Consider the following 15,710-nt stretch of genomic DNA (forward strand, 5'->3'; position numbering starts at 1 on the left):
TAAAAGCCCCGGTTAAGCCACTTATAAATCAATGATTTTACTATTTTTGTGGGTCTTTTAAAAATGAATAATATTTAGTAAAAGGAGATATAATGTCAGAAGGTGAAAAGATTATTCGAATAAATATTGAAGAGCAGATGAAATCTGCTTACATTGATTATTCAATGTCTGTTATTGTGTCGCGTGCACTACCCGATGTGCGTGATGGTTTTAAGCCGGTTCATCGCAGGGTTTTATTTGGAATGCACGAACTGGGAATTCTTTCAAACAGACCTTATAAAAAGTCGGCAAGGATTGTGGGTGAAGTACTTGGTAAGTATCACCCGCACGGCGATTCTTCAGTTTATTTTACCATGGTACGTATGGCGCAGCATTGGTCGTTGCGTTACCCGATGGTCGATGGCCAGGGAAACTTTGGTTCGGTAGATGGTGACAGCCCGGCGGCTATGCGTTACACCGAGGCCAGAATGTCGAAGATTTCGGAAGAAACTTTGGCCGATCTGGACAAGAATACGGTTGATTTTAATCCGAATTTCGACGAATCGTTAAACGAGCCTTCGGTACTGCCAACCAAAATTCCTCAACTGCTGGTAAACGGTGCTTCGGGTATTGCGGTGGGTATGGCTACTAATATGCCGCCTCATAATTTAAGCGATACAGTAGATGCAATAATTGCATACATCGACAATAATGAGATTGAACTTGAAGAGCTGGTTGAAATAATAAAAGCACCTGATTTCCCGACAGGAGGAATTATTTATGGTTATCAGGGGGTTAAAGATGCCTACGAAACAGGACGGGGGCGTATTGTTATTCGCGGAAAAGCGCACATTGAGAATGAAGGAGGCCGAGAGAAAATTGTTGTAACCGAAATTCCGTACCAGGTTAACCGCGCTGAAATGATTCAGAAAACAGCCGACCTGGTAAACGAGAAAAAGATCGAGGGTATTTCAAACATCAACGATGAATCGGACCGCGAGGGCATGCGAGTGGTATACGATCTGAAACGCGATGCCATGAGTAACGTGGTACTGAACAAGCTCTATAAATATACGGCACTTCAAACTTCGTTTAGCGTTAATAATATTGCGCTGGTACATGGCCGGCCAAAAATGCTGAACTTAAAAGACCTGATTCTTCATTTTGTGGAGCATCGTCACGAAGTAGTGACACGTCGCACACAATACGAACTGGATCAGGCCGAAAAGCGGGCACACATCCTTCAGGGATTAATCATTGCCAGCGATAATATCGACGAAGTGATTGCCATTATCCGTGGATCTTCTACACCTGAAGAAGCGCGAAATAACCTGATCGAACGTTTTGAACTGTCAGATGTGCAGGCCCGGGCAATTGTTGAGATGCGTTTGCGTCAGTTAACCGGACTGGAGCAGGATAAACTCCGCAAGGAATATGAAGAGATCATGGTGCAGATAGAGGAACTGAAAAAGATCCTGGCTGATGTAAATCTTCGTATGCAGATTATTAAAGACGAGCTGATAGAGGTCAAAAATAAATACGGCGATGAAAGACGCACCGAACTGGTGCCTAATGCCGAAGAATTCAATCCGGAAGATTTTTATGCTGATGAAGATATGGTAATCACCATTTCGCATTTGGGCTACATTAAACGCACACCACTTGCCGAATTCCGTACACAGGGAAGGGGAGGCGTTGGATCGAAGGGCAGTACAACCCGGGATGAAGACTTCCTCGAGCATATTTTTATTGCCTCGATGCACAACACCCTTTTATTGTTTACCGAAAAAGGACGTTGCTTCTGGTTGAAAGTATACGAGATTCCGGAAGGTACACGCTCTTCAAAAGGTCGTGCTATCCAAAATGTACTAAACATCGAGCCGGATGATAAGGTGTTGACGTTCATAAAAGTGAAAACACTCTCTGATGAAGAGTTCATCAATAACAATTACATCATTCTGGCTACCAAAAAAGGTATCATCAAGAAAACCACACTGGAAGCTTATTCACGTCCGCGCCAAAATGGAGTAAATGCCATTACCATTAAGGAAGGCGACCAATTGCTTGAAGCCCGACTTACTAACGGCACCAGCGAAGTGATGCTTGCTGTGCGCTCGGGCAAAGCTATTCGCTTTAACGAGAGCATCGTTCGTCCTATCGGTCGTACAGCATCAGGAGTTCGCGGAATTAAGCTGGGCAGTGCGAACGACGAAGTGATTGGTATGATTTGTGTTCAGAATGAGAACGAAGATATTTTGGTAGTTTCAGAAAATGGCTACGGAAAACGTTCTAAAATTGATGATTACAGGGTAACCAACCGCGGTGGAAAAGGTGTAAAAACCATTAACGTAACCGAAAAAACGGGTGAGTTGATTGCCATTAAGAGCGTATCTGATGAAAACGACCTGATGATTATAACCGAAAGAGGTTTGACCATTCGTCTGGCAGTGAGTTCGATCTCTGTTCTTGGCCGTGCAACCCAGGGAGTACGGGTGATTAATTTGCGCGAAGACGACAGTATTGCATCAGTTGCCCGGGTAAGCATTGAAGATACCAATGGGGATGAAATTGAAAATTCGGATGAAGAAACACCTGACACTGAAGATAATAACTTAGAACAGGAATAAATAAGTGATTAAGCTTCGTGAGATTGGTATAACATTTTAAAACATTTATTTTTGTAAAAAGATTAATAATAAAATTATCGAGTAATGACATGAGTTTCGGGGGATTGAGTAAACAAAGCTCAGTAACCCGAAATCATAAAAAAATTAAAATTTTAGAGAGATGAAAAAATCAATTATTCTTCTGGCCTTAATCTTTGCCTTTGGTGGAGCATTTGCTCAAAAAGGTAAAGTGTCAAGTGCTCAGAATTTTAAAGACACCGGTAAACTCGACAAGGCATTGGAAACGATCAAAGAAACGATTGATCCGGCTAATTCTAAGTCAGAAAAAACGATTCCATGGCCTAAAACATGGGAAGTTAGAGGTGAAATTTACCAGGCAATATTTGAAAGTGAGGATCCAAATTTTAAAAGTTTAGCAGAAGATCCGTTAACAGTTGCATTGGAATCGTATAAAAAAGCGTTGGAACTTGACGACAAAGGAAGAAACGAGAACAGTGTAAAAATCAAATTGACCTTGTTGACCAACGACCTGACTAATCAGGCGGTGGAAGCGTTTAATCAAAATGACTATGAAACGGCACTGAGATCGTTTGAGCAAATTTTGGAGATCCAGAATATCGATATCGTTAAAGCAGACAACCCGGATGCCATTGATACAGTAATTATTTTTAATACTGGTTTAGCCGCCTACAATTCAGGGCAGTACGAAAAAGCCATTAAATATTATGGCGAAGCTGCAGAACACGGCTACAATGGCGAGAGCGCTTACCGTATGATGTATGAATCGTACATGAATATGAAGGACACTACAAAAGCGCTGGAAACGATTAAGGAAGGTTTTGAGAAATATCCGGATGACAATAATATTCTGACCAGCATGATCGATCTTTACCTGAAAACAGACAGGAAAGAAGAAGCGATGAAATACCTGGATATGGCGATTCAGCAGGACCCGAATAACGTAACCTACCATTTTGCCCAGGGTACTTTGTACGAATCTTTTGGCGACGAAGAAAATGCCATTAAAAGTTACGAAAATGCGATTAAGGTAGATCCAACTTTCTTCAATGCATACTACAATTTGGGAGCACTTTATTACAATAAGGGTGTAAAACAAATTGATGTAGCCCGCGAGGTACCGGCCAACGAAAACGAAAAATACGAGGCCGAATTGGCGAAAGCCGATCAGTGGTTCGAAAAAGCATTGCCATACATGGAAAAATGCGAAGAACTGCAACCTAACGATCCAATGACACTGGAATCGTTGAAAAACCTGTACTACCGTATGAAAGATATGGACAAGTACAATGCTGTTCTTGAAAAATTGGGTCAGTAAGAATTCATTTTAAGATATTTAAAACCGCTTTCCGTCACCTGATAGAAAGCGGTTTTTTTGTGCTTAAGATGAAACTTATAATGTCCTGTGCACTAAGTGTACGAAGCAAGTGCCCATGGATCCTTCAAATTAGGGTGAAAGCCCAAATGATCATAAACCTGGTATTCTGTTTTAATCTTCCATACATCAATGTAGCAGATACAATCCTTGAAATGTATTTAGATGCCGGAAACTACTTTTTCTCCTACCACAGGAATAAATTGGAGCGAAAAACTAGCCCGCGATTTGAAATAAAAGCTTTTGGCTCAGATATGATACAGGTTTTTCGTAAAAGTGCAGCTTAGGTATTGGAATTGATATTGAACAGACAACAATAAAAAAGCCTTTCATCAAACGATGAAAGGCTTTCCGTATATTTGAAATAAAGTAGCTCTTATTTCGCGTAGCTTACGGCACGGGTTTCGCGGATCACAGTAATTTTGATCTGGCCCGGGTAAGTCATTTCATCCTGAATACGTTTCGAAATGTCGTACGACAATTGTTCTGTATCCTGATCGTTCATTTTGTCGGCACCAACAATAACGCGCAATTCGCGACCGGCCTGGATGGCGTAGGTTTTCATAACACCTGGGTATGAAAGTGCCAGGTCTTCCAGGTCTTTCAAACGCTTGATGTACGATTCAACCACTTCGCGGCGTGCTCCCGGACGGGCACCTGAAATGGCATCGCACACCTGAACGATAGGAGCGAGCAGGGTCTGCATTTCCACTTCGTCGTGGTGCGCCCCGATGGCGTTGGCAATATCCGGCTTTTCTTTAAATTTCTCGGCCAGTTTCATACCTAAAACTGCGTGTGGCAATTCGGGCTCGTCATCAGGTACTTTACCAATATCGTGTAATAAACCTGCACGTTTGGCTTTTTTCGGATTCAGTCCCAGTTCCGATGCCATTATGGCACTCAGGTTAGCCACCTCGCGTGAGTGTTGTAAGAGGTTCTGTCCGTACGACGAACGGTATTTCATTTTACCGATCAGTCGAATCAGTTCCGGATGCAGACCGTGAATTCCAAGATCGATTGCAGTACGTTTACCGGTTTCGATCACTTCTTCTTCAATCTGCTTTTTCACTTTCTGAACCACTTCCTCGATACGGGCCGGGTGAATACGTCCGTCGGTTACCAGTTGGTGCAGGGCTAAACGGGCAATTTCACGACGTACCGGATCGAAAGCCGAAAGTACAATGGCTTCAGGAGTGTCGTCAACAACGATTTCAACGCCTGTAGCAGCTTCCAGTGCACGAATGTTACGTCCTTCGCGCCCAATTATTCGGCCTTTGATCTCGTCGCTTTCAATGTGGAAAATAGTAACCGCATTTTCAATAGCCGTCTCAGTAGCCACACGCTGAATGGATTTTACCACCACTTTTTTCGCCTCTTTATTGGCGGTTTGTTTGGCTTCCTCCATAATTTCGTTGATGTATGAAACAGCTTCCGAATTGGCTTCTTCTTTCAATTGCTCAACCAATTGCGATTTGGCTTCCTCAACTGATAAGCCAGAGATCTGCTCCAGCTTTTCAAGGATTTGACGGTGCGATTTTTCCAGCTCTTCGCTCTTGTGCTCAACACGTTGCAACTGTCCGTTCAAATTTTCGCGGATAGCTTCAACTTCGCGTCTTTCAGTTTCAAATTCTTTTACTTTACGATTGATTTCATCGCGACGCTGGTTGAGGTTGTTCTCCCGTTGTTTGTGTTTGTTCTCGAGATTAGCCAGTGAAGAATTCTTATCGTTAATGTATTTTTCGTGTTCCGATTTTAATTGCAGGAACTTTTCTTTGGCCTGTAAAATTTTATCTTTCTTGATCACTTCGGCTTCAGCTTTCCCTTCACCAATGATCTTTCGTTTTTTTGCTTTCAGAGCTTTGTCCCAGATCAGGTAGGCCAACCCACCTCCGGCAACAAACCCGGCAGCAATACCTATTATCAAAGTTATATCCATTTTTAACATTATTAATTAGTACTAAAAAAACCTGTAATAAACCTCTCTTTTTCAAGAAAGGTCTTATACAGGTCTTCGATAAATTATGTGGCTCTATTTCCGGTTCTTTTCTTTTAAAAAATCAGAAATATCGTCGTTTAAATCTTTAATATCATCGATGAATTGAGCGTAATCCTGACGATTTTCCAGCTTGCTGTAATTCAGTGCTGACTGAAAAGCTGTCATCGCCATTATGTCTTGTTGGTCATTGTTCTGAAACCTTTTTCTGAATTCATTTATAGTTTCGTTCACAATTTTTGCAGCTTTTCGGTATCGCTCTTCATCTTTTCGATCGATGGTTAACGGATAATTCCTGCCGTCGATCTTAATATTTATTCTAAAGTTGTCTTCTCTCACTTTACATTACTTGTTTAGTAATGCGATACATTTATCAATTTCCCGTATCAGACTGTTTATTTTCTGTTTAGCGTCCTGGTTTTCATCCGTTCCGGATAAAAGCTGGTTGGCTACTTTCAGTTGCTCATTCTTTTTACCGAGTTCCAATCGTTCCTGCTCCAATGATTCTATCTTATTTTGAAGGGCTTCCAGGTCCTTCTGCAACATTCTATTTTCATTTTCGAGCTGATGGTACAACCCAAATAAATGCTGCGTATTTTCTTTTAAATCAATTAGAAGCAAACGATCTTCTTCGGTCATTATAGCTGCATTTCGCGAACAAAGTTAACTTTTTTTCGATACTTTAAAAGTAAAAGAACTGCTTTGAAGCTAAATTCTCCTAACAATCAGATGTTGACATTCGATGCACTTTTAATGTTTTTCATCGTGCTGTGGTAATATTTAAATTAGATACTGTTTATCGCCACGAAAAATTTAATTTTGTTGGCTTAATCACATTTTTCTATGCGTACGCGATTTTTGTTTTTCCTGTTGTTGTTTTCTTCTCTCCTGCACGCGCAGGAAGCCTATTATACCGATCCCTTGAAAATTCCATTGTTAATAAGTGGAAGTTTTGCCGAACTGCGGAGTGATCATTTTCATTCGGGGATAGATATAAAAACGCAGGGAGTTACCGGACTGCCCGTTTATGCAGCAGCAGACGGTGCTGTTTCGCGTATTGTTGTGTCACCAACCGGTTACGGAAATGCACTTTACATCGATCACCCCAACGGAACGACCTCTGTTTACGGACACCTGTCGCGTTTTTCTCCCGAAATTCAGAACTATGTAAAAAACAAACAATACGAGCAAAAATCGTTTAAAGTTGATCTTCAGATTCCTTCATACTTGTTCAAGGTGAAAAAAGACGAAGAAATTGCGAAAAGCGGTAATAGCGGAAGTTCAGGCGGGCCACACCTGCATTTCGAGATCAGGGATACCAAATCAGAAGAGCCGCTGAATCCGCTGGAATATGGATTTTCAGTGGTTGACAATACGCCTCCAAAGATTTTTTCGCTTTTGGTGGTTCTACTTTCCGATACCTCGTCGGTCAGTCTCCTGGGGACAGAAAAAAGCTATCCCGTGGTTTTTTACGATGGGAAATATCATTTGAAAAACAACCCGGTTATTCCGGCTTATGGTGAAATTGGATTTGCCATTCAGGCCAACGATTATTTCGACGGAACGTACAACAAATGCGGCATAAACCAATTGAGCATGCAGGTGGATGGTGAAACGCAGTTTGCATTTCAGTTAAATCGTTTTTCGTTCGATAATTCGAGGTACATCAACAGCCACATTGATTACGCGGTTTATAAAACGACGAAACGACGTTATATAAAAACCTGGGGCGATCCCGGAAACCTGTTGCCTATTTATGCATATAACTTATCGCAGGGGCGGGTAAATGTGGCTCCAGGTGTGCATCAGGTTGAAATTGAAATAGAGGACAGCTATGGAAACAGTGCCGTGCTGGAATTTAAAATAGAACAGGTAGTTTCTCAGATTTTGACAGATAAGAAGAACGGGCGCATTGAGATGCCTTACAATCGTGATAACAATTTCGAGTCGGATGATTGTGAGCTGGAAATACCAACAGGAGCGCTATACAAAGATCTTGATTTTACTTATTCTACACGTCCAACCACCGACGCTTATTATTCCGATTTTCAGTTGGTAAAAGATAAAACGATTCCGCTTCATAAACCCGCAATTTTACGCATCAAACCTCGTAGTGTAACTCCCGGACTGCAATCGAAATTGCTGATGGTAAATGTTGATTCCGACAGTGGAAAACCTTCATCGGTGGGAGGAACTTTTAAGAATGGTTGGGTGGAAGCCAACATCCGTGCACTTGGAATGTATGCCTTAATGGCCGATACGCTGGCACCACAAATTACTACCTTAAGTATTCAAAACGGGGCTTTAACAGAATCAAACAGAATTCGTTTTAAGCTTGACGATGATTTGGCCGGGATAAAATCAATCGATGGCTACCTCGATGATAAATGGGCTTTGTTCGAATACGATGCCAAAAGCGGGCGGATTACACATTATTTCGACAGTGAGCGTTTTGAGTTGGGGAAACGTCATGCTTTTAAACTGGTGGTAACCGATTATCGGGATAACGTTTCAGTTTACGAAGCTTCTTTCTGGAAATAGTTTGAAATATTCACAAAAAGCAGATTTTCATCATTCCTTAAACTCTGCATTCCTTATAAATTGCAGGAAACTAATTAGCTTTACCTATGAAATCAGATCCTGCAAAACGAATTTTCGACATTCAGCAATTTGGCGAGTTTGGTGGTGTAAATCCGTCGATCACCGATTCTTCAACTTATACTTTTCTCGAGGGCGAGACCATGGAAGAAACCTTTCTGGGGCACATGGAAGGCTGCTTTTTGTATTCGCGCCACTGGAATCCGAGTAATAAATACCTGGCTGATGCTTTAGCCGCCATGGAGAAAACCGAATCGGCATGGATTACTTCCTCAGGAATGGCAGCCATTACTTGCTCGCTGCTTCAATTATGCCATTCGGGCGATCACATTATTACCAGTGTAACAACTTATGGTGGTACCTATGCTTTTCTGAAAAACTGGTTGCCCAAATACAACATTGAAGTGAGTTTTGTGAACATCACCGACCTGGAACAGGTGAAGGCGGCCATGCAACCGAACACCAAAGTAATCTACACAGAAACGGTTACCAACCCATTATTACAGGTTTCCGATATTCCGGAGTTGGCTAAGATCGCGCACGAATTCGGAGCCAAACTCATGGTCGATAATACTTTTACACCGATGATTTTTTCTCCTTCAGAATTGGGTGCAGATTTGGTGGTTTACAGCATGACCAAATTTATCAACGGTAAAAACGATTGTGTGGCAGGTGCAATTTGCGGAACAAAAGAGTTTATAAACCAGCTTTCGAATGTAAACGACGGGACGGCGATGTTGCTTGGCCCGGTGCTCGATCCTTTGCGTTCGTCAAGTATTTTGAAGAATCTGCACACGCTTCATTTGCGCATGAAACAGCACAGTTCCAACGCTTTGTTTTTGGCTCAAAAGTTTGAAGAGATGGGACTTCCAATTAAATATCCCGGATTAAAATCACACCCGCAACACGAATTGCATACCCAATTAATGAACAACGAATTTGGATACGGTGGAATGTTGGCTATTGATTTTGGCACCGAAAAAAATGCCAACCAAATCATGTTTAAAATGCAACAGGCAAATGTTGGCTATCTCGCAGTGTCACTTGGTTATTTCAGAACCTTGTTTAGCTGTTCCGGACACAGTACTTCTTCCGAAGTTCCTATAGAGGTTCAAAAGGAAATGGGTTTATCCGATGGATTGGTTCGGCTTTCTGTGGGACTGAATAATAATATTGAGGAGATTTTTGAACGAATTAAAAGTTGTATATAAAATAAGGAACCGTTCTACATATAAAGAACGGTTCCCTGTTCCGTACGACAAAAATCATATTCCCTAATTTCCATTTCATTATATTTGTCGTTTTCTCGAAAATTTTAAACGAAATACCATGAAGAAAATGTCAATAGCAGGAATGCTGATTTTTGCATTCCTGATTATAAATCAACAGGTTTCAAACGGGTGTACCAACTTTTTGATTACCAAAGGCGCTTCAGTTGATGGTTCGGTGATGATTACTTATGCCGCCGATTCGCACACACTTTACGGCGAATTGTATCATCAGCCTGCTTCCGATCATCCGGCAGGAACAATGCGCAAAATTTACGAGTGGGATACCGGGAAATACCTGGGCGATATTCCGCAGCCGGCGCACACCTATAGTGTAATTGGCAATATGAACGAATTTCAGTTGGCCATTGGTGAAACAACTTTTGGAGGTCGTTCTGAACTGGGAAGTCAGAGCGGTGCAATTATGGACTATGGCAGCCTGATTTACGTGACTTTGCAACGTGCAAAAACGGCCCGTGAAGCCATTCAGATAATGACGGACTTGGTGGCGGAATACGGCTATTACAGTTCAGGCGAATCATTTTCGATTGCCGATCCCGATGAAGCCTGGATCCTGGAACTGATAGGAAAAGGCGAAGGCGAAAAAGGAGCGGTTTGGGTTGCAGTTCGCGTTCCCGACGGTTATGTGAGTGGCCATGCCAACCAGGCACGTATCACAACTTTTCCGCTTGAGGATAGTGAAAACTGTGTTTATGCTGACGATGTAATTTCATTTGCCCGCGAAAAAGGCTGGTACAATGGTGCTGATAAAGATTTTAGCTTCTCGGATGTTTATGCCCCTGTTGACTTTGGCGGCGCACGTTTTTGCGATGCTCGCGTTTGGGCAGGTTTTAACAAAGTAATCGAAGGGATGGATGAATATTCGGAATATGCAAAAGGTTTGATTGAACACGATGGCGATAATAATTTCCCGGTTAATCGCCTGCCGCTGTGGGTAAAACCGGATAAAAAACTAACTGTTCAGGATGTGATGGGCATGATGCGCGACCATTTTGAAGGAACCGAACTGGACATGACACAGGATATTGGTGCCGGTCCGTATAAACTTCCATATCGCTGGCGTGGCCTCACCTGGGAAGTTGATTCTGTTGAATATTGTAACGAACGAGCGATTTCTACGCAGCAAACCGGATTTTCGTTTGTAGCGCAATGCCGAAGCTGGTTGCCTGATCCGATTGGTGGAATTCTGTGGTTTGGTGTTGACGACGCTTACAGCACCTGTTACGCACCCATGTATTGCGGAATAACCGAAATCCCGGAATGTTTTGCTGTAGGTAATGGCGACATGTTAACATTTAGCGAGACTTCAGCTTTCTGGACATTCAGCCAGGTTGCCAACTATGCCTATTTGCGTTACGACGATATGATCAAGGATGTTCAGGTGGTTCAATCAGAATTGGAAGATAAATTCGTGACTTATGTTCCTGTCATTGATAAAGCAGCAGAAGAACTTCTAAATAAATCCGGTGAAACTGAAGCCCGGAAGTTCATCTCTGAATTCTCGAAAAATGAAGCCAATAATATGACGGCCCGCTGGAAAGAACTGCGCAATTATTTGCTTATAAAATATACAGACGGCAATATCAAGCGCGAAAAAGACGGAAAATTCGAACGTACAGAAACCGGGATGCCAAAATCACCCATTTTTGCCGGTTACCCCGAATGGTGGTACCGTGCCATTGTAAATGCAACCGGCGATCATTTTAAAGTCATCGGAGAAAGTCATTAAATTGCAACGTCGTATTTTCTACTGAAAAGGTCTCTTAAAAAAGGGACCTTTTTTTATGGAATCTGTAACGGAATACACAACTTGTACACCCATAAATTGTTACCTTTATTATTTAAAATTCTAAAAAGACAAACAATCATGAAATTTTTGTTATCGCTTCTTTTCCTGTTCGGAATAGCTGTGAATATTTCTAATGCTCAAGGTACGCAGTTACTTCGCGAACCAACAATTTCGAATGAAAGTATAGTTTTTGTTTATGCCAACGATCTGTGGAAAGTTGAACGAAACGGCGGAGATGCTATTCGATTGACAACTAACGAAGGTCAGGAATCAAATCCGCATTTTTCTCCTGATGAAAAATGGATCGCATTTTCAGCGCAGTATGGTGGAAATACTGATGTTTACGTGCTGCCGGCAGAAGGCGGATCTCCCAAAAGATTAACCTGGCACCCAGGTGCTGATGTAGTACAGGGATGGACACCCGAAGGTGAAGTCATGTTTCGTTCGGCACGGGAAAGCCGGCCAACACAAACCAGTAAGTTTTATAAAATTGGTATAAAAGGAGGCTTACCCAAAGCGATTGACATTCCACGTGCTGCCTTTGGCGAGATTTCTCCGGATGGAAAGCAAATAGCTTACGTTCCCATCACCTTTTGGGATCCGGAGTGGAGAAATTACCGCGGCGGGCAAGCCATGCCAATTTGGATTGTAGACCTAAAGACCAAAGAACTGAAACGTACTCCGCAGCCTACAAATGAGCGTCATCTCGATCCGGTTTGGTACGACAATAGAGTGTATTACCTGTCGGAAAGAGATTATACCAGCAATATTTGGATGTTCGATCCAAAAACGGGTGATGAGAAACAAATAACGCATGAAGCTCAGTTTGATATTAAAAGTCTGGATGCCTGTAAAGATGCCATCGTTTATGAATGTGGTGGATATTTGCATTTTTTGAATCCGGAAACGGGGGACTCAAAACAATTGGTAATAAACGTGAAAGGTGATATGAATTTTGCCCGCGAACGCTGGGAGAATGTAACTGCAGGCAACCTGACCAACGCTAATATTTCACCCAACGGAAAACGAGCTGTTTTTGAATACCGTGGCGAAATATTTACCGTTCCAAAAGAAAAAGGAACCTGGCGCAACATTACCAATACTTCGGGTGTGGCCGATCGTTACCCGGTATGGTCGCCTTTAGGTGATAAAATTGCCTGGTTCAACGACGAAAGTGGTGAATATAAACTGATTGTCGCTGATCAGTTCGGACAAAATCCAAAGTCCTTCGAATTAAAGAATCCAACTTTCTTTTTTCGCCCCGAATGGTCGCCCGATGGAAAGAAAATTGCCTACACCGACACCGATTACAACATTTGGTACATCGAACTGGAAACAGGTGACATAACCAAAGTAGCCACCGATGCTTTTGCCCATCCAAATCGGGAAATGCAGCCCAAGTGGTCGCCCGACAGTAAGTGGATCGCATACGCCAAGCAACTGAATAGCAGCTTTAAAGCGGTGTTTGCCTACGATATTTATTCCGAAGAAACTATTCAGTTAACAGATGGAATGGCTGATGTATTAACGCCGGCCTGGGATATCAGCGGGAAGTATATGTACATTCTGGCAAGCACCAACTACGGACTTAATACCGGCTGGCTCGATATGAGTTCTTACGATCCTGATGTTACAAGAAGTCTCTATTGTATCGTTCTGTCAAAAGATGGCGAGTCGCCCATTTTACCTACCAGTGATGATGAAGAAGTAAAGACAGAAAAAGAGGAAAGTGGCGACAGCGAGAGCAAGGAAGATGAAAAAGATGATGAGAAAAAGGAGGATGAAATTTCTGTAAGCATTGATACTCATGGACTGGCCGAACGCATTGTGGCGCTAAATATGCCCGACCGGAATTATGTAGCGCTGATTCAGGGACCTGAAAAAACGGTTTTTGTTGCCGAGTCTGTTCCAAACGAAAGAGGAGTAGTGTTGCATAAATACGAAACCAAAGAAAATAAAGCCACTGATTTTGTCAGCGGTATAAGTAGCGTTACGACTTCTGTAGATGCGAAAAACATGTTATATCGGCAGGGCAGTAGCTGGGCTATTGTTGATACAAAAGCAAAACCAAAAAATGGTGATGGCAAGCTGGACACGAACCTGAAGATACAAATAAATCCTACCGAAGAATATCAACAAATGTTTGACGATTCGTGGCGTTTCATGCGCGACTTCCTGTATGTGGATAATGTGCACGGCGCACCCTGGGATAATATATATGAATGGTACTCCCCGTGGGTGAAATCGGCTCGTCACCGAACCGATATGAATTACATTATTGATATCATCAGTGGAGAAGTTTCTATCGGGCACTCGTTCGTGGCAGGTGGCGATATGCCCAACATCGATCGTGTGCCGATCGGATTACTCGGGTGCGATCTGGAAGAAGTAGATGGCTATTACCGAATTGCTAAAATTTATACCGGCGAAAGTTGGAATCCGCAAACCAAAGCACCACTCTCTGCACCCGGACTTGAAATCAAAGAAGGTGATTATTTGCTCGCTGTTAACGGAAAAGAGTTGAAAGCTCCAACAAATCCTTATAGTTTGTTTGAGCAAACTTCAGGAAGGCAAACTTTCATCAAAGTTAACTCAGATCCAAATATTGAGGAGGCCAAAAAAGTAACTGTTGAACCGGTGTCTAGTGAACGCTCCTTACGCAGTTTTGACTGGATTGAGAACAACCGAAGAAAAGTAAATGAATTATCCGGTGGGAAGTTGGCATATGTATACCTGCCAAACACTTCCGGCTCGGGGTTCGCTTCTTTTAATCGTTATTATTTTGCACAGCAGGACAAAAAAGGAGTGGTACTTGATGAACGTAATAACGGTGGAGGCTCGGCAGCGGATTATATGATCGATGTGATGTCGCGAACTTTGTTGGGCTATTTTAACAGCAAAGCAAAAGATAATCGGCCCTGGACAACACCAATGGCAGGAATTTGGGGCCCCAAAGTCATGATCATTAACGAGCGGGCAGGATCCGGTGGCGATTTGCTCCCTTACATGTTTAAGGAAAAAAATCTTGGACCCTTGGTCGGTACGCGAACTTGGGGAGGTTTGGTTGGAACCTGGGATACACCGCCGCTGATTGATGGTGGCAGAATTGTAGCGCCACGGGGTGGATTCTTCGATGTGGATGGTAACTGGGCCGTTGAAGGCGTAGGTGTTTCACCAAACGTTGAGGTTATTCAGGAGCCAAAACTGGTACTCGAGGGCCACGATCCGCAGCTGGAAAAAGCCGTGGAGGTAGCACTTGAAAAACTCAAAACTGAAGAATTTAAAATGAAGCCGGAACCACCGGCACCAAAACGATGGAAACGTCCGGAAGGATTTAAATTGAAGTAGGCACGATAATTAAAAGAGCAGGATTTCGTTTTGAAATTCTGCTTTTTTACTGTAACTTCTGACATTCAATAAAATAAAACTTCAAATCAACATAAAAATAAGTTTGGAGGTTTAAAAAAATTACTATTTTTGCAGCCGATTTTATGCAATCTCTTATTCGTCACGGTGGCGAATTACATTGCCAATTTATAAAAAGAAAAGAAAATGGACTTAATTAATGAAGTACAAAAGGAATTTGAAGTAGCAAAGGACTACCCAAAATTCAGTGCGGGAGATACCATTACCGTAAGTTACAAGATTAAAGAAGGTAACAAAGAAAGGATCCAGAATTTCCGTGGTGTAGTAATTCAGCTTCGCGGAAAAGGTGCCAGCAAAACTTTTACTATTCGTAAAATGTCTGGAAACATTGGTGTTGAAAGAATCTTCCCGATTCAATCACCTTTTATCGACACTATCGAAATAAACAAACGTGGCAGTGTTCGTCGTAAAAGAATTTTCTACCAGCGTTCGCTTACAGGTAAAAAAGCCCGTATCAAGGAAAAAAGATTCTAAGATATTCGCATATGTAATGAAAAGGTCTCTGTTTAAGAGACCTTTTTTTATGCCTGAAATGGTGGTTAACGTGAGTTCGATCTAAGAGAAAGAGCAAACACGTCTTTCTTCGACAATTTCTTCCAGGTTGAGTTTTGGCTTT

General features: G+C 42.3%; 10 protein-coding genes. 7 read left to right on the forward strand and 3 right to left on the reverse strand.

Annotation, left to right across the window (positions count from 1 at the left end; translation table 11 throughout):
* Nucleotides 1-92: 92 nt before the first annotated feature.
* Both gyrA and WFY05_RS22145 read left to right on the forward strand, forming a co-directional pair.
* Nucleotides 93-2,606: a DNA gyrase subunit A gene (gyrA, locus tag WFY05_RS22140; protein ID WP_340115132.1), complete on the forward strand. Its 2,514-nt coding sequence runs from the start codon at nt 93-95 to the stop codon at nt 2,604-2,606.
* 160 nt (nt 2,607-2,766) lie between these two features.
* The gene (locus tag WFY05_RS22145; RefSeq protein WP_340115133.1) at nt 2,767-3,942 is read left to right on the forward strand and encodes a tetratricopeptide repeat protein; all 1,176 of its coding nucleotides are present in this window, start codon (nt 2,767-2,769) and stop codon (nt 3,940-3,942) included.
* A 433-nt stretch (nt 3,943-4,375) separates the two neighbouring features.
* Here the strand turns inward: WFY05_RS22145 and rny are convergent, their stop codons facing one another.
* From rny to WFY05_RS22160, 3 genes are all read right to left on the reverse strand, one after another.
* Nucleotides 4,376-5,935 carry a ribonuclease Y gene (gene rny, locus WFY05_RS22150; protein ID WP_340115134.1) on the reverse strand — a complete coding sequence of 520 codons (1,560 nt, stop codon included), beginning with the start codon at nt 5,933-5,935 and terminating at the stop codon, nt 4,376-4,378.
* 93 nt (nt 5,936-6,028) lie between these two features.
* A complete protein-coding gene (locus WFY05_RS22155) occupies nt 6,029-6,331 on the reverse strand; it encodes a cell division protein ZapA (protein WP_340115135.1) in 303 nt (100 codons plus the stop codon).
* Between the two features lie 6 nt (nt 6,332-6,337).
* Complete coding sequence (locus WFY05_RS22160) at nt 6,338-6,631, reverse strand: coiled-coil domain-containing protein (RefSeq protein ID WP_340115136.1); 294 nt, start codon at nt 6,629-6,631, stop codon at nt 6,338-6,340.
* Between the two features lie 204 nt (nt 6,632-6,835).
* On the opposite strand from WFY05_RS22160, the gene WFY05_RS22165 reads away from it, so the two are divergent.
* From WFY05_RS22165 to rplS, 5 genes are all read left to right on the forward strand, one after another.
* On the forward strand, nt 6,836-8,533 hold the full coding sequence (locus tag WFY05_RS22165; RefSeq protein WP_340115137.1) for a M23 family metallopeptidase: 1,698 nt from the start codon (nt 6,836-6,838) through the stop codon (nt 8,531-8,533).
* Between the two features lie 86 nt (nt 8,534-8,619).
* Nucleotides 8,620-9,801, forward strand: a complete 1,182-nt coding sequence (locus WFY05_RS22170; protein ID WP_340115138.1) for an aminotransferase class V-fold PLP-dependent enzyme — start codon at nt 8,620-8,622, stop codon at nt 9,799-9,801.
* A gap of 118 nt (nt 9,802-9,919) precedes the next feature.
* Nucleotides 9,920-11,608 (forward strand): dipeptidase, encoded by a 1,689-nt coding sequence (locus WFY05_RS22175; protein WP_340115139.1) that lies wholly within the window; start codon nt 9,920-9,922, stop codon nt 11,606-11,608.
* A 138-nt stretch (nt 11,609-11,746) separates the two neighbouring features.
* On the forward strand, nt 11,747-15,016 hold the full coding sequence (locus WFY05_RS22180; RefSeq protein ID WP_340115140.1) for a S41 family peptidase: 3,270 nt from the start codon (nt 11,747-11,749) through the stop codon (nt 15,014-15,016).
* Between the two features lie 204 nt (nt 15,017-15,220).
* Nucleotides 15,221-15,568, forward strand: coding sequence for a 50S ribosomal protein L19 (gene rplS, locus WFY05_RS22185; RefSeq protein WP_340115141.1), 348 nt, complete (start codon nt 15,221-15,223; stop codon nt 15,566-15,568).
* Nucleotides 15,569-15,710 lie beyond the last annotated feature (142 nt).

This window comes from Maribellus mangrovi, assembly GCF_037646455.1.
Classification (GTDB): domain Bacteria; phylum Bacteroidota; class Bacteroidia; order Bacteroidales; family Prolixibacteraceae; genus Draconibacterium; species Draconibacterium mangrovi_A.